The 16,926-nt window shown below is 70.5% G+C and carries 21 protein-coding genes; 11 read left to right on the plus strand and 10 right to left on the minus strand.

All coding sequences use genetic code 11. From position 1 onward, the window contains the following. The first annotated feature begins 37 nt into the window (after positions 1–37). The 6 genes from gntA (at position 38) to G545_RS14385 (ending at position 4,964) form a co-directional block, all read left to right on the plus strand. Positions 38–775 carry a guanitoxin biosynthesis heme-dependent pre-guanitoxin N-hydroxylase GntA gene (gene gntA / locus G545_RS0109925; RefSeq protein WP_081677842.1) on the plus strand — a complete coding sequence of 246 codons (738 nt, stop codon included), beginning with the start codon at positions 38–40 and terminating at the stop codon, positions 773–775. Further along, a complete protein-coding gene (locus G545_RS0109930; RefSeq protein WP_027070249.1) occupies positions 772–1,395 on the plus strand; it encodes a DUF1989 domain-containing protein in 624 nt (207 codons plus the stop codon). The genes gntA and G545_RS0109930 overlap by 4 nt, the downstream gene beginning before the upstream one ends. 65 nt (positions 1,396–1,460) lie before the next feature. Beyond that, positions 1,461–2,423, plus strand: coding sequence for a cation diffusion facilitator family transporter (locus G545_RS0109935; RefSeq protein WP_052106578.1), 963 nt, complete (start codon positions 1,461–1,463; stop codon positions 2,421–2,423). 78 nt (positions 2,424–2,501) lie between these two features. Continuing rightward, on the plus strand, positions 2,502–3,134 hold the full coding sequence (locus tag G545_RS0109940) for a Rossmann-fold NAD(P)-binding domain-containing protein (RefSeq protein ID WP_027070251.1): 633 nt from the start codon (positions 2,502–2,504) through the stop codon (positions 3,132–3,134). Between the two features lie 5 nt (positions 3,135–3,139). Then, the gene (locus tag G545_RS0109945) at positions 3,140–3,637 is read left to right on the plus strand and encodes an O-acetyl-ADP-ribose deacetylase (protein ID WP_197050192.1); all 498 of its coding nucleotides are present in this window, start codon (positions 3,140–3,142) and stop codon (positions 3,635–3,637) included. 94 nt (positions 3,638–3,731) lie between these two features. Then, complete coding sequence (locus tag G545_RS14385) at positions 3,732–4,964, plus strand: multidrug effflux MFS transporter (RefSeq protein WP_036136284.1); 1,233 nt, start codon at positions 3,732–3,734, stop codon at positions 4,962–4,964. A 113-nt stretch (positions 4,965–5,077) separates the two neighbouring features. On the opposite strand, the gene G545_RS14390 is transcribed toward G545_RS14385, so the two are convergent. From G545_RS14390 to G545_RS0109985, 7 genes are all read right to left on the minus strand, one after another. Then, on the minus strand, positions 5,078–7,033 hold the full coding sequence (locus G545_RS14390; RefSeq protein WP_036136295.1) for a M2 family metallopeptidase: 1,956 nt from the start codon (positions 7,031–7,033) through the stop codon (positions 5,078–5,080). Between the two features lie 48 nt (positions 7,034–7,081). Next, on the minus strand, positions 7,082–7,765 hold the full coding sequence (locus G545_RS0109960; protein WP_027070253.1) for a YrbL family protein: 684 nt from the start codon (positions 7,763–7,765) through the stop codon (positions 7,082–7,084). Between the two features lie 2 nt (positions 7,766–7,767). Further along, complete coding sequence (locus G545_RS0109965; protein WP_027070254.1) at positions 7,768–8,226, minus strand: hypothetical protein; 459 nt, start codon at positions 8,224–8,226, stop codon at positions 7,768–7,770. Positions 8,227–8,248: 22 nt separating this feature from the next. After that, positions 8,249–8,506 carry a cell division topological specificity factor MinE gene (minE, locus tag G545_RS0109970; protein WP_027070255.1) on the minus strand — a complete coding sequence of 86 codons (258 nt, stop codon included), beginning with the start codon at positions 8,504–8,506 and terminating at the stop codon, positions 8,249–8,251. A 2-nt stretch (positions 8,507–8,508) separates the two neighbouring features. Further along, on the minus strand, positions 8,509–9,318 hold the full coding sequence (minD, locus tag G545_RS0109975) for a septum site-determining protein MinD (RefSeq protein ID WP_027070256.1): 810 nt from the start codon (positions 9,316–9,318) through the stop codon (positions 8,509–8,511). A gap of 130 nt (positions 9,319–9,448) precedes the next feature. Then, on the minus strand, positions 9,449–10,234 hold the full coding sequence (minC, locus tag G545_RS0109980; protein ID WP_027070257.1) for a septum site-determining protein MinC: 786 nt from the start codon (positions 10,232–10,234) through the stop codon (positions 9,449–9,451). Next, entirely contained in the window at positions 10,231–10,839 is a 609-nt protein-coding gene (locus tag G545_RS0109985) for a GNAT family N-acetyltransferase (RefSeq protein ID WP_027070258.1), read from the minus strand. The genes minC and G545_RS0109985 overlap by 4 nt, the downstream gene beginning before the upstream one ends. Before the next feature lie 168 nt (positions 10,840–11,007). Here G545_RS0109985 and G545_RS0109990 point away from each other — a divergent pair, with 168 nt between their 5' ends. From G545_RS0109990 to G545_RS0110010, 5 genes are all read left to right on the plus strand, one after another. Then, complete coding sequence (locus G545_RS0109990) at positions 11,008–12,213, plus strand: sensor histidine kinase (protein ID WP_027070259.1); 1,206 nt, start codon at positions 11,008–11,010, stop codon at positions 12,211–12,213. Beyond that, complete coding sequence (locus tag G545_RS0109995) at positions 12,210–12,860, plus strand: response regulator (RefSeq protein ID WP_036138967.1); 651 nt, start codon at positions 12,210–12,212, stop codon at positions 12,858–12,860. The genes G545_RS0109990 and G545_RS0109995 overlap by 4 nt, the downstream gene beginning before the upstream one ends. 116 nt (positions 12,861–12,976) lie before the next feature. Next, the gene (locus G545_RS0110000; RefSeq protein ID WP_027070261.1) at positions 12,977–14,098 is read left to right on the plus strand and encodes a polyketide cyclase; all 1,122 of its coding nucleotides are present in this window, start codon (positions 12,977–12,979) and stop codon (positions 14,096–14,098) included. An 83-nt stretch (positions 14,099–14,181) separates the two neighbouring features. Then, positions 14,182–14,553, plus strand: a complete 372-nt coding sequence (locus G545_RS0110005) for a DUF423 domain-containing protein (RefSeq protein ID WP_052347312.1) — start codon at positions 14,182–14,184, stop codon at positions 14,551–14,553. A 1-nt stretch (position 14,554) separates the two neighbouring features. Beyond that, positions 14,555–15,232 (plus strand): DNA-3-methyladenine glycosylase family protein, encoded by a 678-nt coding sequence (locus G545_RS0110010; protein ID WP_027070263.1) that lies wholly within the window; start codon positions 14,555–14,557, stop codon positions 15,230–15,232. A 24-nt stretch (positions 15,233–15,256) separates the two neighbouring features. Here the strand turns inward: G545_RS0110010 and G545_RS0110015 are convergent, their stop codons facing one another. The 3 genes from G545_RS0110015 to G545_RS15730 all read right to left on the minus strand — a co-directional run bounded on the left by G545_RS0110015 (position 15,257) and on the right by G545_RS15730 (position 16,888). Then, the gene (locus G545_RS0110015) at positions 15,257–15,526 is read right to left on the minus strand and encodes a hypothetical protein (protein ID WP_154656566.1); all 270 of its coding nucleotides are present in this window, start codon (positions 15,524–15,526) and stop codon (positions 15,257–15,259) included. A gap of 5 nt (positions 15,527–15,531) precedes the next feature. Then, positions 15,532–16,347: a M15 family metallopeptidase gene (locus tag G545_RS0110020; RefSeq protein ID WP_027070265.1), complete on the minus strand. Its 816-nt coding sequence runs from the start codon at positions 16,345–16,347 to the stop codon at positions 15,532–15,534. Between the two features lie 85 nt (positions 16,348–16,432). After that, complete coding sequence (locus tag G545_RS15730; protein WP_027070266.1) at positions 16,433–16,888, minus strand: DUF3887 domain-containing protein; 456 nt, start codon at positions 16,886–16,888, stop codon at positions 16,433–16,435. Positions 16,889–16,926: the final 38 nt, after the last annotated feature.

Raw genomic sequence — 16,926 nt, forward strand, 5'->3', positions numbered from 1 at the left:
ACTGCATCCACTTGGCGGATCCCCCGCAGGAGTTTGAATGCAATCCGCATGCGCGTTGGAAACACCGGTCGCCGCATCGTGCCCGCGATCGCGCAAGCTGCCACGGATCGGCACCCTCGAATCCGAATTCCGCGACTTCATCGCCTCCGACGACTTCCCCTGCGTGGGCTCCAAACTTGCGCTTGCGCGGGGTGGGCTGCGCGCCGTGGAGCTCGCACCGCTGGGCGACGTGTCCAATGACGCGCTCCTGCTGGACACGCTCGTCGTGTTTGCACGGCACCTTGATGCGGGCAAGGAGGACAGCACCGACGTGCATTCGCTGGTCGCCCTGTTCCACGGTCCGTGCTCGATGGACGAACCGGCCTTCGAGCGGCAGCTGTGGAACCAGCTGCAGCGCCTGCACGACCTGGACGTTGCGCGTGGCACCGGGTGGGCGCCGGACGTCGACCGGGACCCGGCGAGTCCGCGTTTCAGCATGAGCCTGGCCGGGCACCCGTTCTTCATCATCGGCCTGCACCCCGGCAGCTCCCGCCTCGCGCGACGGTTCGCGGCGCCGGCGCTGGTGTTCAACTCGCATCGCCAGTTCAACCGGCTGCGCGAAGACGGCCGCTTTGCCAAGATGCAGAAGGCGACGCGCGCACGGGACATTGCATTGCAGGGCTCGATCAACCCCAACCTGTCCGACCACGGCGAGGCTTCGGAGGCACGGCAGTACAGCGGTCGGGCGGTGGAGGCCGGCTGGCGCTGCCCCTTCCGCGCCAGGAGCAGCGCATGAGCGGCGAGGTGGTCCGCATACCGCCGTGCTCGGCCCGGGCGGTGGTGCTGGAGGCGGGCGACGAGCTGGTGGTCATCGACCCGGAGGGTGAGCAGGTCAGCGACCTGGTGGCGTTCAACCGTGCGGACATGGCCGAGTACCTGTCGTCGGGGCGCTCGATCGACTACGCCTCGCGGCTGTTCCTGACCACCGGCGACGTGCTGTATTCCAACCGCAGCCAGCCGATGTTCACGCTGCTGGAGGACACCTGCGGACGCCACGACTTCACGTTGACGCCGTGCTCGAAGGAGATGTTCGAGAAGCTCTACGGCGAGGAGGAGGGGCGCCCGGGTTGCGAGGGCAACCTGGCGATGGCGCTGGAGCCCTGGGGCATCACCCGCGACCGGGTGCCGATCGCGTTCAACATCTTCATGCACGTGGCGGTGGACGGCGAGAGTGGCGAGATCAGGGTGCTCCCGCCAAAGAGCAGGCCGGGCGCGCACCTGCGGCTGCGTGCGGAGATGCCGCTGGTCGTCGCGATGACCTCCTGCTCGGCGGGGCAGTCCAACAACTTCCGCTACAAGCCCATCGATTTCCGGGTCGAGCGCGCCCGTACAGCGTCGGCGGCGCGCCCGGGCTGAGGGCATCCGTCGAGACCGGATTGCGCGGATACTCGCGGGGGGACGGCAGCGCAACGGAGCGCGTGATGGTCGTGGAAGCCGAAAAGCGGTGGTACCTCAGCCCGGGCACGGAGCAGGGCCTGCTGCGGATCTCCATCACCGTGGTGGTCGCCTTTGCCGCCCTCGGCGTGGTCCTGGGGCTGTTGTCGCACTCCTTCGCGATCATCTTCGACGGTGTCTACTCGCTGATCGATGCCTGCATGACCGTGGTCGGTCTGCTGGTGGTGCGCCTGATCGCCGCCTCCAATGCCGGCGGTCTGCGCAACAAGCGGCTGATCGAGCGGTTCACCATGGGCTTCTGGCACCTGGAGCCGATCGTGCTCGGGGTCGACGCGCTCCTGCTGACCGGGGCGGCGGTGTACGCGCTGATCAACGCGATCGGGTCGCTGGCGGCGGGAGGGCGCGAAGTGCACTTCGACATGGCGGTGGTCTATGCGGCGCTGACCACCGTGGCGAGCTTCGCCATGTGGCGGTTCCAGTTGCGCGCCAACCGCCGGATCCGTTCCAGTTTCGTCGCCCTCGACTCCAAGGGCTGGCTGATGTCCTGCCTGATTTCCGGCGCGCTGCTGGTCGCATTCGCCGGCGGCCTGGTGGTGCAGGACACCCGGCTGGACTGGGTGACGCCGTACATCGACCCGGCGGTGCTGGCGCTGGTGTGCCTGGTGATCATCCCCATCCCGATGGGGACGATCCGCCAGGCACTGGCCGACATCCTGCTGGTCACCCCGGCGGACCTGAAGCACCACGTGGACACGGTCGCCGGGCAGATCGTGGAGAGCTACGGGTTCCTCGACTACCGCGCCTACGTCGCGCGGGTGGGCCGCGGGCGCCAGATCGAGATCGCCTTCATCATCCCGCCCGGCGAGCCGGCGCGGACCATGGAAGAGTGGGACTGGCTGCGCGACGAGATCAGCGACGCCATCGGCGGCGATACCCCGGACCGGTGGCTGACGATCGTGTTCACGGCCGACCCCGAGTGGGCAGACTAGGGCATCCCATAGCTGCCCGGACCGGGGTACATGTGCTCACATGGGCCGGATGACTTCGGGGCACCCAGGGGGAAGGCGATGAACCTGCTGCACGTGGGCAGTACAGGGCTGGTGGGCCGCCACCTGCTTGGGCAGGCGCTTGCGGACACGCGGGTGCGCTCGGTCGTTGCCCCGGTCCGGCGGCCGCTGGAGTTGCGGCACCGCAAGCTGCTGGCGCCGGTGATCCATTTCAACGCGCTTCCCGCCGACGCACCCTGGTGGCGGGCCGACGCGGTGGTCTGCACGCTGGGCACGACCATGCAGCGCGCCGGCTCGAAGGACAACTTCCGCCTGGTCGACCACGACTACCCACTTGAGGTCGCGCAGCTGGCGCGCAGGCATGGCACCGGGGTGTTCGTGCTCAACTCGGCGATCGGCGCCGACCCGCGCTCGGCGATCTTCTACAACCGGGTCAAGGGCGAGCTGGAGCGCGAGCTGGAAGCGCTCGGCTTCGCGTCGCTGACCTTCGTGCGACCGGGCCTGATCGGCGGCCAGCGCGAAGTCGCCAGGCCCGGGGAGGAGCGGGCCGGCCGGCTGCTGCGGGCGCTGGGGCCGCTCGTCCCGCGCCGCTGGCGGATCAATCCCGCGGAAAAGATCGCGGCGCGGATGCTGGAGGCGGCACTGGAGGCCCGCCCCGGAGTACACGTGGTGCCCTCCGCGGAGCTGGTGTGACCGCGGTGCGGCTGCGCGCGCTGCAGGCGGACATCACCACCCTGCAGGTGGATGCGATCGTCAACGCCGCCAATCCGGCGCTCGCCGGGGGCGGCGGCGTCGACGGGGCGATCCATCGCGCCGCCGGTCCGGAGCTGGCGCGTGCGAGCCGCGCGCTGGGACCGATCCGTCCGGGACAGGCGGTGCGCACGCCGGCCTTTGCCCTGCCGGCGCGGTTCGTCGTCCACGCCGTGGGTCCGGTGTGGCGTGGTGGCGGGGCGGGCGAGCCGGAAACACTGGCCGCCTGCTACCGGCGCAGCCTGGAGCTCGCCATGGAGGCCGGGTGCGGCTCGATCGCGTTCCCGTCCATCAGCACGGGGGTCTGTGGCTACCCGAAGCAGGAAGCCGCGCAGGTCGCGGTGGAGACGGTGCGCAGCGCGGCCGCGGAGCCGCTGGCCGAGGTCTTGTTCTGCTGCTTCTCCGGCGTGGACCTGGCCATCTACCGGAGGCTGCTGGGGGGCTGAGCCGGCAAGCTGCGGTTCCTGTTCAGCTTGCTATGCTGGCCCGCTTCCGAGGAGTCCACATGAGCCGCTGCCGCTCGTGGCGGGTGCGTGCCTGATGTCCGCATCCCCCGCCGCCACCCCCGTGATCCCGACCCGTCGCCTGGTGCTGTTGCTGGCCGGGCTGTCGATGTTCGGCCCGTTCACCATCGACACCATCTTCCCGGCGTTCCCGGCGATGGGGGCCGAGCTGGGCGCCGACAAGCTCGCGATGCAGCAGACCATCAGCTTCTACCTGGTGGCCTACGCGCTGATGAGCATCGTCCACGGCCCGCTGTCGGATGCGCTCGGGCGCCGGCGGGTGATCCTGGGCGGGCTGGTCGTGTTCATCGCCGCATCGGTCGGCTGCGCGATGTCGGAGGACCTGGGGACGCTGCTGGTGTTCCGGGTGCTGCAGGGACTGAGCGCGGGCGTGGGACTGATCGTGGGCCGGGCGGTGATCCGGGACGTACTGGAGGGTGCCGCGGCGCAGCGGCTGATGAGCCAGGTCTCGATGATCTTCGGCGTTGCGCCCGCGATCGCGCCGATCATCGGCGGCTGGCTGATCGGCTGGAGCCACTGGACCTCGATCTTCTGGTTCCTGGTCGCGTTCTCGGCGCTGCTGCTGGTGGCGACCTGGCGCGGCCTGCCCGAGACCCTGCCGCCGTCGGAGCGCTCCACTTTGGCGCCGCGGGTGCTGTGGAACGACTACCGGATGATTGCGGTGCACCCACACTTCCAGCGGCTGGCGGCCTCGGCGGCGTTCAACTTCGGGGCGCTGTTCCTGTTCATCGCCTCGGCGCCGGCCTTCGTGCTCGACCTGCTGCAGTTCCGCGGCGAGCCGTTGGACGAGCAGGACTTCGCCTGGTTCTTCGTGCCGATGATCGGCGGGATGATGCTGGGAGCCTGGTTGTCGGGGCGGGTCGCCGGGCGCATGGACCCGTTCCGGCAGGTGGCGCTGGGCTTCGGCGTGTCGGCGGCGGCGATGGTGCTGGGGCTGGGCTACAACCTGGCCGTGGAGGCGCCGCAGGTGCCCTGGGCGATCGTGCCGGTGGCGATGAACTCCTTCGGCATCGCGCTGGTGTTCCCGATCCTGACGCTGATGATCCTGGACCTGTTCCCGCGCCACCGCGGCGCGGCCTCGTCGATGCAGGCCTTCACCACGCTGGTGCTGAACTCGGTGCTGGCCGGGGTGGTGTCGCCGTTGCTCAGCCACAGCGCGTTGTGGCTGACGGGGGCGGCGGCGGGGTTGATGGTGCTGGGGTGGGGGTTCTGGGTTTGGGAGGCGCGGGTGGTGAGGGGGAGGAGGTAGAAGCTGCCCTCATCCGCCCTTCGGGCACCTTCTCCCGCTAGCGGGAGAAGGGAGGGGCTGCCCTCATCCGCCCTTCGGGCACCTTCTCCCGCCTCGGCGGGAGAAGGGATCCTTTACCAGCCGCAGGTCTTGCCTTCGTTCTGTTCCCTGAGCCAGGCCTCGAGGGGCGCGAAGTACTCCAGGACGGCGGAGGCGTCCATCTTCTCGCCGCCGGTCAGTTCGGCCAGGGTCTGCTGCCAGGGCTGGCTGGCGCCGCGGGAGAGCATGGCCTGCAGCTTCTCGCCGGCGGCCTTGTCGTCGTAGAAGCTGCACTCGTGCAGCGGGCCTTCGTAGCCGGCGGCGTCGCACAGGGACTTGTAGAACTGGAACTGCAGGATGTGGGCCAGGAAGTAGCGCGTGTACGGGGTGTTGCCCGGGACATGGTACTTGGCGCCCGCGTCGAAGAACTCCTCGCCGCGGGCTTCCACCGGGGCCACGCCCTGGTAGCGGGCCTTCAGGTCCCACCACGCCTGGTTGTAGTTGTCCGGGGTGATCGAGCCGTCGAACACGCCCCAGCGCCAGCGGTCGATCATCAGCCCGAACGGCAGGAACGCCACCTTCGACAGCGCCATGCGCATCTGCGCGTTGATCAGCGCCTCGTCGGTCTGCTGCTGGGCGTCGACCAGGCCGATCGACTCCAGGTACCGCGGGGTCATGGCCAGGACGATGGTGTCGCCGATCGCCTCGTGGAAGCCGTCGTGGGCGCCGGTCTGGAACAGCGGCGGCAGGTCGTTGTAGGCCAGGTAGTAATACACGTGGCCCAGCTCGTGGTAGATGGTGGTGAAGTCTTCCTCGTTGGGCTTGATGCACATCTTGGTGCGCACGTCGCCCTTCATGTCGATGTCCCACGCGCTGGCGTGGCAGACCACGTCGCGGTCGCGGGGCTTGATGAACTGGGTGTTCTCCCAGTAGCTGTCGGGCAGCTTGGGCATGCCCAGCGAGGTGTAGAAGTCTTCGGCGCGCTTGGTCATCTGGCGCGCGGAGGCCTCCATCGCCTCCTGCTCGAGGTCGGCCAGGGCGGCGGGGCTGCGCTCGGCGGCGGACTGGGCGATCTTCTGCGCGTGGATCTGCTGGTAGCGGTTCTCCAGCGCGCCGGTGATGTCCAGGCTGCCGGCGTCGGGGTAGGGGGCCAGCATGTCCCACAGGTTGCTCCAGTCCTGCTGCCACATGTTGCCCATCAGGTGCGCGGGCAGCAGGCCGCCGTCGACGTGGCCGCGCTCGGCGCCGTAGGTGGCGTCCAGGCGCGTGCCCGCGTAGCAGTGCAGCTGCTCGTACAGCGGGCGGACCTGGTTCCAGAGGCGGTCGGTCTCGGCCGACAGCTCGGCCGGGCTCATGTCGTACGACGAACGCCACATCTCGCCGGCGTCGGCGAAGCCCAGTTCGCCCGCGCCGGTGTTGACCAGCTCCACGAAGCGCGCGTAGTCGTCGCGCATCGGCTGGGAGATGGTGTGCCACCCGCGCCAGGCATCGAGTTGGGCATCGTAGTCGCGGTTGTTGCGCAGCACGTCCTCCAGCTCGCCGAGCTGGCGGCACTGGCGGGCGTCGCCCTCGCCCTGGCAGTACTGGCCCGAGCCGTACATGCCTTCCATCCGGCTGGCGATGCGCGTGAGCTCGGCCAGCTGGGCGGGGTCGGACGGCGCGGGCATGGAGGTGCCCAGGCGCAGCAGCTGGATCGCGCGCGCGGTTTCCGGGGTCATCTCCTGCCCGTCGAAGCGGCGCGACTCCTCGATCCACTCGTTGAGCCGGGTCAGGTAGCGCTCGTTGGCCTTCGCGGCGAGCAGCTGGGTGTCGTCGCTGATGTAGGTCGACGACAGCCACTGCGGGACCGTGATCTCAGGGTACATCTCCATGATCTCGGCATTGACCCGGGCGATGAACTGGTCCGCGGTCTCGCCGTCGCGCGCGGCCTGCGCGCCGTCGGTGCTTGCGCCGGCGCCGGCGCCCGGCTCCGGGGAGGGTGCGCGGTCGCACGCGGACAGGGCGATCGCCCCGGCGATGGCGAGCACGAGCAGGCGGGTGCGTGCGGTCACGGCATGTCTCCGGCGGAGCGTCCCGCAGCGGGACGCGACGCAGGCAGGCTAGTGTCCCGTCCGGTGGCGCGCAATAGCCGTTCCGCCGCGCGTGGCGTGCTGCGTGCCCAGGACCTGCGAGCGCAGCCGGGCTGCGCGCCGGGCGATCTTGGCGTGCATCAGCCGCCGCGACCAGCGCGAGAGCGGGAGCAGTTCCTTGCGCGCGAGGACCGACTTCAGGTCTACGCAGACTAGCTCCGGGCGCCCTCCGCGGTGGATACGGACCAGGTTGCCGCTGTTGAGGTCGAACAGCGGGATGGCCTGCCGCTGCAGCCAGGCCTCGAAGCGCACAACGGCGTCTGCGAGGGCCATGCGCCCGTCCGCATCGGGGATTCCGGACGCCAGGAGCTGGTGCAGGCTGGGCGCGGGATCGCCTGCCTCGTCCCGGACCAGTTCGCACCTGAGCGCCGGCCCCGCAGGGGTTTCGACGATGGCCTCGCTTGCCGCCAGCCGCCAGGGTTCGCTGCCGTCGGTACGCGGGCAGACGTAGTGCCAGGCGCGCAGCTCGGTGAGATTGGCATTGCCGGTGCCGGCAAGCCGCGCCCGCAGCCAGTGGCCGGGGTGCGAGCGCGGCGCATCCACCGGTTGCAGCACGTACTTCAGGCAGTGCGCGGGCGAGCCGGGGTCGCGGACGCAGATCCGGTTCGCGCCCCGGCTCACGACGACCATGCCGTTCCAGCGCGCCGGGTCCATGCTCAGCCGGGCAGCAGCCCGTGCCGCGACAGCCAGTCCCGGGCGTCCTCCGCGTCGCGCTCGAACCAGGCCTTCGCCGAGCCGAGGCGGAAGGAATAGCCCCACGCATCCATGTCGGCCTGCATGCGTTCGCGTCCCACGCCGGGGAGTTCGTCCGCGAGCAGGATCTGCAGGTAGCAGGTGGCGTCCTCTTCCTCGACCGAATCGGTCGCATCGGTATGCACCGCGGCGCGGCGCCCGGGCGGGAGGACGATCAGGTGGCAGGACTCGTGCAGCAGCGAGTGCACCGGGGTGTCGGGGCGCGCGAAGACCCGGCTGCCGATCAGCCCGGCCTCGCACTCACCCCAGTAGCTGCCGGGGATTTCCTCTCCCTCCGCGACCCGGACCAGTTCCAGCCCGTAGCGGGCGAGCAGGGCGGCGGGAGCGTCGAAGCCGATGTCGGAAAGCAGGAGGACGGTCATGCGGTTGCCCGCCGGGCAGGGGTCAGCCGGCGGAGTGCTCGGGCAGGGAGACCGAGATGTCCAGCACCTTGTTGTCGCCATCCCCGACCAGGTCCACCTTCACCGCCTCGGCGTCGACGCTGACGTACTTGCGGATGACCTCCAGCAGCTCGCGCTGGAGCATCGGCAGGTAGTCCGGGCCGCCACGGCTTGCGCGCTCGTGGGCGACGATGATGCGCAGGCGGTCCTTGGCGACCGCCGCGGTCTGTTTCCTGGCCAGCAGGAAGTCGAACATGCCCATGCTCAGCCTCCAAAGATCTTGCTGAAGAAGCCCTTCTTCTCCGGCGTTACGTAGCGCATCGGGCGGGTATCCCCGAGCAGGCGGGCGACCGCGTCGTCGTAGGCCTGGGCGGCATCGGTGTCCGCGTCCAGGATCACCGGCTCGCCCTTGTTGGAGGCGTTGAGCACGTCGGTGGACTCGGGGATCACGCCCAGGGTCTTGATGCCGAGGATCTCCTCGACGTCGGCGATGCTGAGCATCTCGCCGGTTTCCACGCGCCTGGGGCTGTAGCGGGTCAGCAGCAGGTGCTCCTTGACGCGCTCGCCCTGTTCGGCCTTGCGGGTCTTGCTGCCCAGCAGCCCCAGGATGCGGTCGGAGTCACGCACCGAGGACACCTCCGGGTTGACCACGACCACCGCCTGGTCGGCGAAGTACATGGCCAGGTAGGCACCCTTCTCGATGCCCGCCGGGGAGTCGGCGATGATGTAGTCGAAGCCGTCGTCCTCGAGCTCCTTGAGCACCTTCTCCACGCCCTCCAGGGTCAGCGCGTCCTTGTCGCGGGTCTGCGAGGCGGCAAGGATGTAGAGGTTCTCGAAGCGCTTGTCCTTGATCAGCGACTGCTTGAGGGACGACTCGCCGTTGACGACGTTGACGAAGTCGTACACCACGCGGCGCTCGCAGCCCATGATCAGGTCGAGGTTGCGCAGGCCCACGTCGAAGTCGATGACGGCCACCTTGTGGCCGCGCCGGGCCAGGCCGCAGGCGATCGAGGCGCTGCTGGTGGTCTTGCCTACGCCACCCTTGCCCGAGGTGACAACGATGATTTCGGTCAAGTTCGGTTCCTCCGGAACGGGTTCGATGCGGACCGGCAGGGGCGGGGGAAGCGCCGGCCACGCGGGGATGGGGTCGTGGTGCTTGCCGCGGACGGGCCGCGGGACTGCGACAGGATGCCCGTTTTCGGGCTCACTGTGTTCCCTGTGCCTCAACGCAGAGCTGGCCGTCCTCCAGCCACACCTGCACGGCCTTGCCGCGCAGCCCGGCTGGCAGGTCGTCCATCACCTTGTAATGGCCGGCGATCGCGACCAGCTCGGCGTGGAACTCGCGGCAGAAGATGCGGGCCTGCTCGTTGCCCTGTGCGCCGGCGAGGGCGCGCCCGCGCAGCGGCCCGTAGATGTGCACCGAGCCGTCGGCGATCACCTCGGCACCGGCGCTGACGCCGGCCAGCACGGTGAGGTCGCGGTTGTCGGCGTACACCTGCTGGCCGGAGCGCACCAGCGGCGCGTGCACCAGCCCGGGGCTGGCGGTCGGCGTGGCAGCGCGTGGCGCGGGCGCCGGCTCCGGCGCGGCGGCAGCCGGGGCGGGCGAGGGGGCGGGCGCGGGCCGGGCCGGCGGTTCCCCCGCGCCCTGCTCGTAGGCCGCGCGGAACTTGGCCAGCAGCGGCAGGCCGAGTTCGCGGGCGAGCCGGTCGGTGTCGCTGCTGCCGTAGGCCAGCGCGATGGGCAGCACGCCCGCGCCCCGCAGGGCCTCGATCAGTCCGCGGGCGGTGGCCGCGTCGGGCACCTGGCTCAGCCCGCCGAAGTCGAGCACGATCGCCGCGCGGTCGAACATGGCCGGGGCACGGCGGACGCGCGCGGTCATCTCCTGCGCCAGCCTTTCGACGTCCAGGGTGCGGATGCGCAGGTTGGCGATGCCGACCTGCCCGATCTTCAGTTCGCCGGCCTGCTCGTAGTCCATCGGGGCGGTGCTCATGCGTCGGTTCCGGTCGAGCGCGGTGCCTCCTGCCCGCCGGCGGGCAGTTCCCGGGAGCGCAGCCACGGGACATCGGGAAGCCCGTCGCCGTAGGTACCGGCGATCCAGGCGTGGCTTTCCAGGTCCTTCATCAGCATCGCGGCGCGGCGACCGGTGTCGGGCATGACGTGCTGGCCGACCTCGCGGAAGCCGAAGCTGCCGTGGAACAGCAGGACCGGGTTGGAGCCGTCCTCCAGGAAGACCTCGCAGGCCACCATCGGGTAGCGCGGTTCGGCGTAGCTCTGCGCGTCAGCGTAGAACGCGCGGCCCACGCCGCCACCGCGGCGGCGGCTGGCGACGACCACGCGGTCGATGTAGAAGAAGTCGTCGTGGCGCTCGCGGAACCAGCGGAAGTTGCTCGAATCATGCGCGCTGTCGCTGCCGACGCCGATCAGGAAGCCGGCGAGGTTGCCGTCGCGCTCGGCGACGCGGAAGTACTCGGCGGTCTCGAAGAAGTGGCGCAGCCGCGCCGCGTCCAGCGGGAGGATCGTGGGGCCTGCAGCGTTGTTGAGGGCCAGGACGGAATCCAGCTCGTGCTCGCGCACGTCGCGGATGACGATCGACATTCCGATCTCCAGGGTGGGACGAATCGCAGGGGCTGCGATCGGGGCGATTATCGCATGGGCGGTTCCGCCGCCGCGACAACGACCGGTCCGCCCGCGGGTGCCGCATGCCTGTTCATGTCCGCGTGGCGACGGGTCCGCGCCGCGCCGGAATCCCGTTAGGATGCCGTGATGATCGGTCCGCTGAACCACACCCGACTGCTGCGCTGGGCCGGCCTGTTCACCTGGGCGATCACCGGCGTGTGGCTGGTGCAGCTGTGGCTGGACCCGCGCGCCGTCGACGAACTGCTGCAGGGCGGGGGACATCCCTTCGGCGTGCTGGTCGCGCGTTGGACGGCGCTGTACCTGAGCTTCGGCATCGTCTACTGGTGGATCAGCCGCGACCTGGGGCGGCGGCGCCACGGGATGCTCGACAACGTCGCGCTGCTGGTGCTCACCGCCTGCGCGATCGGCGTCAGCGTGTTCTCCGGTTCCGGCCTGGGCAGCGTCCTGCTGATGGTCATGGCCGGCCTGCTGCCCTGGCTGGTGCCGGTGCGATCGGGCGTGGCCTGGCTGGTCGGCAGCAACCTGGCCGCCATCCCGGTGTGGGTGAACGTGCTCGGTTTCCCGCTGCTGATCGCCGCGGCGCAGTCGCTGCTCTACGCCGGGTTCTCCAGTTTCGTGTTCGTGACCGCGCTGGTGGCCCGGCAGCAGACCGAGGCGCGCGAGGAGCAGCGCCGGCTCAACGCCGAGCTCCGGGCGACGCGCCGGCTGCTGGCCGAGAGTGCGCGGGTCAACGAGCGCACCCGCATTTCCCGCGAGCTGCACGACCTGCTGGGCCACCACCTGACCGCCCTGAGCCTGAACCTGGAGGTCGCCGGGCACCTGGCGGAGGGGCGTGCGCGCGAACACGTGCAGCAGGCCCATACCCTGGCCCGGCTGCTGCTGACCGACGTGCGGGAGGCAGTGAGCCAGCTGCGCGAGGGCGGTACCATCGACCTGTCGGCGGCGCTGCGGCCGTTGGCCGAGAACGTGCCGGCGCTGGACATCCACATGGACATCCAGTCGCCACTGATGCTGGACGATCCGGAGCGCGCCCACGTGCTGCTGCGCTGCACGCAGGAGATCATCACCAACGTGGTGCGCCACGCCGGTGCCGGCAACCTGTGGCTCAGCGCCAGGCTGGAAGGCGGCAGGGTGCGGATGGACGCGCGCGACGACGGCCGGGGCGCGGAGCAGCTGGAGGCGGGCAACGGCCTGCAGGGGATGCGCGAGCGGCTCGCCCAGGTGGGCGGGACCCTGCGGATCGAAACAGGGGCGCGGGCGGGTTTCCGCCTGCATATCGAAATGCCGGCGTCGGCGAACCTGGACGCCGCGGGGCAAGGGGCAAGGGCATGAGTGGACCTGTGCGGGTAATGCTGGTGGACGACCAGACGCTGGTCCGGCAGGGCGTTCGTTCGCTGCTGTCGCTGGCGGAGGGGATCGAGGTGGTGGCCGAGGCCTCCGATGGCAGGCAGGCCGTGGAGATGGTTCCGGAGGTCCGGCCCGACGTGGTGCTGATGGACATGCGGATGCCGGTGATGTCCGGGCTGGAGGCGCTGCAGGCGCTGGCGCGCGACGGCCAGCTCCCGCCCACCATCATCCTGACCACCTTCGACGACGACCAGCTGGTGCTGGCCGGGCTGAAGGTCGGCGCCAAGGGGTTCCTGCTCAAGGACGTGTCCCTGGAGCAGCTGGTCAACGCCATCCAGACCGTCGCCGCCGGCGGCTCGCTGGTGCAGCCGGCGATGAGCCAGCGGCTGTTGTCGGGGCTGGAGCACATGCGCAACCAGTTCGTCAGCCTCGACCAGCCCGACCCGCTCACCGAACGCGAAACGGAGATCCTGCGGCTGATGGCAGGGGGGTTCTCCAACAAGGAGATCGCCAATTCGCTCGGCGTGGCCGAGGGAACCATCAAGAACCACGTCTCGAACATCCTGTCCAAGCTGGGCGTGCGCGACCGCACCCGCGCGGTACTGAAGGCATTCGAGCTGAAACTGGTGTAACGCCGGCGAAAGACCCGATTCGGCATGGCTCCCCGAGGCTGCGCCGGACCGGGCAACCTTGCTAGCATTGCCGGTCTGCGCCCTCGTCCCATCCCGGGTCCGGCCCTGGAGAACACATGACCCGCTTCATTGAATTCCTGATTTCGCTGGCCATCGTGGCCGTCCTGTTCGTGATCGTCGGCTTCATGCTGCCGTCGAAGCGCCATGTCGAGCACTCGGTCGAGACCAACCGCAGGTTGCCGATCGTGTTCGACACGATCAGCAGCTTCAACCGGTTCACGCACTGGAACGTGCTGCCGCTGCGCGATCCGAACATGCAGATCCGCATCTCCGACCCGCCGTCCGGCGTCGGCGCCCGCCTGGAGTACACCTCCGAAGAGGACGGCCTGGGCGAGGGCAGCTGGGAGATCGTGGACGTGGTCCCGAACAAGAGCGTGAGCTTCGTCATCGAGGACGAGGAGCGGGGCGAGAACAAGCGCACCACCTACACCCTGACGCCGACCGGCCGGAACAACCGCAACGTCCGCATCACCCAGACCTACGACGTCGACTACGGGATGAACCTGCTGGGCCGCTACTCGGGCCTGTACGTGAGCTCGGGCGTGGGCGAGGCGATGAAGATGAGCCTGCAGCGCCTGTCCAACATGCTGGCCGCGGTGCCGAACTATGACTATACCGAGTTCGAGGTCGCACCGGAGTTCGTCGACCGCCCGGCGGTCAACCTGCTGGTGGTCACGGCGGCCGTGGAGCGCAACAACGACGTCGTCATGCGCACCATGAAGAACAACATGCAGTGGATCGACAAGGTCATGGAGGCCAACGACCTGGAGGCCGACGGTCCGCTGCGCATCATCACCAACGAGTTCGGCGCCGAGAACTACTCCTTCGACGTGGCCCAGCCGGTCCGCCCGAAGGGCGACTCGGCCGGCGACGAGGCGGAAGGCGAGGAAGGCGAGGAGGCCACCACGGAGGTCGCCGAGGCCGCGGCCCCCGCCGGCAAGCTGGACATCGAGCTGGAAGGCCCGGTCGAGCACGTCTTCGTCGAGGCCCAGCGCGAGGCGGTGGTTCCCTTCGAGGGCCACATGGCGACCCTGCCGCGGGTGCGCGACACCCTGCGCGCCTGGGTGCTGACCCAGGGCCACGAGACCTCCGGCCGTCCGTACGAGGAGTGGATCAAGGGGATCGACGACAGCTTCACCGAGGAAGGCGAGTTCCGGGCCTACTGGGGCCTGCGCTGAGCCGAGGGCCTGGCTGGCGGTAACATCGGGCGCGCCGTGGGCAACCACGGCGCGCCTTTTTCTTTGCGGCAAGGGAAAAGACCATGGGACAGGCGGTGGACGGGATCGGCGGCGCCGGACGGGCGCTGGCACCGGTGGGCGCGGTGATGGCGGCCCTGTCGGTGGGCCTGGCGGCCTATGCCTCCCACGCCGGCGCACCGGATGCGCGCGAGGCGCTGCAGTCAGCGGCGCTGTTCCTGTTCGGGCACGGCATCGCGCTGGCCGCGCTGGCCCCGCGCACGCCGCGGCGGCTTGGCCGCCTTGCGCTGGCCGCGCTGCTGATGGGCACCCTGCTGTTCTCCGGCAGCGTCACCGCGGCCCGCCTGCTGGGCTGGTCCTCCGCGGCCGCGCCGCTGGGCGGGATGCTGATGATGGCCGCCTGGCTGGCTTGGGCCGTCGACGCGGCGCGGCGCTGACATGGCCCGGTACCGGCGCGGCTTCGACACGGAGGCGGCACGGACCCACCTGCAGCGGGACCGCAGGCTGGCGCCGTGGCTGGAGCGGATCGGCCCCATCCCGCCGGACCCGCGCTGGAAGCGGGGCTTCGATCCCGTGGATGCGCTGGCGCGCTCGATCCTCTACCAGCAGCTCAGCGGCAAGGCCGCCGCCACCATCACCGGCCGGGTGGAACAGGCGATCGGCAGCGGCCGGCTGCACGCCGACACCCTGGGCCGGGTGGACGACGCGACGCTGCGCGCCTGCGGCGTGTCGGGCAACAAGATCCTGGCCCTGCGCGACCTGGCGCGGCGCGAGGAAGACGGCGCCATCCCGGGACCACGCCGGCTGGCCTGGATGGACGAGCAGGCGATCGTCGACGCGCTGGTGGCGATCCGCGGCATCGGCCGCTGGACCGTGGAAATGATGCTGATGTTCCGGCTCGGCCGGCCGGACGTCCTGCCCGTCGACGACCTCGGCATCCGCAAGGGCCTGCAGGTCGTCGACAGGCTGGAGCAGCTGCCGACGCCGCGCGAGACCGCCACGCGTGGAGAGCGGTGGGGGCCCTGGCGGACCTATGCCGGCCTGTACCTGTGGCGGATCGCGGACGCGGCCTCCGGGAAGGGCGGCGACAAGCCTACGCCGCGCTCGCAGGAGTAGTTGCGCGGGCGCGCCCGGTCCCGCTCAGCGGGGACCGCGGCGGCGCAGGTAGTCGAACAGGATGAAGATACCGAGGCCATTGATGGCCAGCGCCAGCACCACCGCCACGGCGAGGGTGCGGGTCTCGTCGCCCGCCGCCCACGCCAGCCCGGCGCCCCCGGCGAGCATGGCAAGCGCCGCCAGCCGCAGCAGGGTGGCCAGGCGCGGTTGCTGGCGGGCGAAGCTGCGCGCCATCAGGAACGCGGGGAAGCTGCTGGCGGCGACCACCAGCGCGGGGATCATTCCTTCCTGCATCGATGTCAGGCGTCCTTGAAGCGCCAGTGCCACGGCTCGTAGATGATGCCGTGCGGGTTGTCGCGCGGATAGCTCATGTGGAACCCGTGCGCGGCGGCGTTGCCACGCAGCCACTCGAAAGCCGGGGTGGACTCGAACGACTCCTCCGCCGGCGGCTCCCCGGGGCAGGACAGGTCCAGGGCCAGGCCGGAATGGTGTTCGCTGAAACCCGGCGCGGCGTTGACCGCCAGGATCCGTGCCATGTCCTGCCCCCGGTCCCGCTTCCGCTGGAAGATGCCGAGCTGGTACGCGTGGCTGCGGTAGCCGGAGATGGCTTCCAGGGCGATGCCGTCGGCCCATGCCGCACGGCGCAGGTGGTCCCAGGCGCGGGCAGCCGGGGCCGCCAGCCACAATGGGCGCCGGTAGCGGTCGAAGCCGGCGAGGGAGAGACGGGTGGGTTCGGGAACCAGCTCCAGCCCGGTCTCCGCAGCGTAGCGTGCCTCGTCCAGGCCGAGCTGGTGCAGGCGTTCCTGGAGCCGGGACAGGGGCAGCTGGTCCACGTCGCTGGCCATCGCGCGTGCCCGCGCCGGCGGTGCGGCATGGATCGCGTCCAGCAGGTCCAGGGCGTCCCCGATGCCCGGCTCGCGCGGGAGCCGCTCCACCATGGGCAGCACGCCTTCGGGGAGGTCGGCGGCCAGGTAGCGCCCGTCGCGCTTGCGCCGCAGCACGTGTCGGGCGCGCGCGAGCACGCGGGCGTCCTGGTTGCCGTGTGCGCGCAACAGGCCGCGTGGCCAGATCTCGATCTCGCCGGTGTTGAACAGGACCTGGGGCTGGCCGCGCATGCGGGCAGGGTAGTGGTGCATGCCGCCCGGCGCCAGCGCGCAGGAAGCAGGAAGCCGGCGCGGGGCCGGCTTCCGGGGTGGCCGGTCAGGACTCCGGCGGCGCCGGCGGGGCCTGGCCCGGCGCCTGCGCGGGCTGGGCCGGCTGCAGCAGGAAGCCGGCGATCCGGCCCTCGGCGTCGATCGCCGTCTGGGCGAGGATGACGCCGCCTTCGTACATCAGCGGGACCATCACCACCTGGTAGCCCCCCTGCTCGGCGGTCTGCGGGGCGCCGCGACCGGTGGCCGCGCCGAGCTGCTGCGGGAGCGATTGCCAGACCTCGCGCAGCTTGTCCGCGGGCACTTCCTGGCGCATCTGGTCGGTGAAGCTGGCCTCGACCGCGGCGAAGTCGCCCGCATCCAGTCGGTCCAGCAGCTGGATTGCCGTCTGCTGCGCGCTTGCCGCCGGGGCGGTGGCGGGTGCCGCGGCCTGGGGGGCGGCGTGGCCGGCCATCGGGGCGGTGAGCATTGCAGCCGCGAGGGCGGCGGGGATCAACATGCGCATGGGCAACTCCTTGCGGGATGGACCGGACGGGTCCGGCA

The sequence above is a fragment of the Lysobacter defluvii IMMIB APB-9 = DSM 18482 genome (assembly GCF_000423325.1).
Lineage (GTDB): Bacteria > Pseudomonadota > Gammaproteobacteria > Xanthomonadales > Xanthomonadaceae > Novilysobacter > Novilysobacter defluvii.

Excerpts from the sequence above, each read along its gene's own strand:
- gntA (WP_081677842.1), top strand. The coding sequence starts at position 38 with ATGCAATCCGCATGCGCGTTGGAAACACCGGTCGCCGCATCGTGCCCG.
- G545_RS0109930 (WP_027070249.1), top strand. The coding sequence starts at position 772 with ATGAGCGGCGAGGTGGTCCGCATACCGCCGTGCTCGGCCCGGGCGGTG.
- G545_RS0109935 (WP_052106578.1), top strand. The coding sequence starts at position 1,461 with ATGGTCGTGGAAGCCGAAAAGCGGTGGTACCTCAGCCCGGGCACGGAG.
- G545_RS0109940 (WP_027070251.1), top strand. The coding sequence starts at position 2,502 with ATGAACCTGCTGCACGTGGGCAGTACAGGGCTGGTGGGCCGCCACCTG.
- G545_RS14385 (WP_036136284.1), top strand. The coding sequence starts at position 3,732 with ATGTCCGCATCCCCCGCCGCCACCCCCGTGATCCCGACCCGTCGCCTG.
- G545_RS0109960 (WP_027070253.1), bottom strand. The coding sequence starts at position 7,765 with ATGGACCCGGCGCGCTGGAACGGCATGGTCGTCGTGAGCCGGGGCGCG.
- G545_RS0109965 (WP_027070254.1), bottom strand. The coding sequence starts at position 8,226 with ATGACCGTCCTCCTGCTTTCCGACATCGGCTTCGACGCTCCCGCCGCC.
- minE (WP_027070255.1), bottom strand. The coding sequence starts at position 8,506 with ATGGGCATGTTCGACTTCCTGCTGGCCAGGAAACAGACCGCGGCGGTC.
- minC (WP_027070257.1), bottom strand. The coding sequence starts at position 10,234 with ATGAGCACCGCCCCGATGGACTACGAGCAGGCCGGCGAACTGAAGATC.
- G545_RS0109985 (WP_027070258.1), bottom strand. The coding sequence starts at position 10,839 with ATGTCGATCGTCATCCGCGACGTGCGCGAGCACGAGCTGGATTCCGTC.
- G545_RS0109990 (WP_027070259.1), top strand. The coding sequence starts at position 11,008 with ATGATCGGTCCGCTGAACCACACCCGACTGCTGCGCTGGGCCGGCCTG.
- G545_RS0109995 (WP_036138967.1), top strand. The coding sequence starts at position 12,210 with ATGAGTGGACCTGTGCGGGTAATGCTGGTGGACGACCAGACGCTGGTC.
- G545_RS0110000 (WP_027070261.1), top strand. The coding sequence starts at position 12,977 with ATGACCCGCTTCATTGAATTCCTGATTTCGCTGGCCATCGTGGCCGTC.
- G545_RS0110005 (WP_052347312.1), top strand. The coding sequence starts at position 14,182 with ATGGGACAGGCGGTGGACGGGATCGGCGGCGCCGGACGGGCGCTGGCA.
- G545_RS0110010 (WP_027070263.1), top strand. The coding sequence starts at position 14,555 with ATGGCCCGGTACCGGCGCGGCTTCGACACGGAGGCGGCACGGACCCAC.
- G545_RS0110015 (WP_154656566.1), bottom strand. The coding sequence starts at position 15,526 with ATGCAGGAAGGAATGATCCCCGCGCTGGTGGTCGCCGCCAGCAGCTTC.
- G545_RS0110020 (WP_027070265.1), bottom strand. The coding sequence starts at position 16,347 with ATGCGCGGCCAGCCCCAGGTCCTGTTCAACACCGGCGAGATCGAGATC.
- G545_RS15730 (WP_027070266.1), bottom strand. The coding sequence starts at position 16,888 with ATGCGCATGTTGATCCCCGCCGCCCTCGCGGCTGCAATGCTCACCGCC.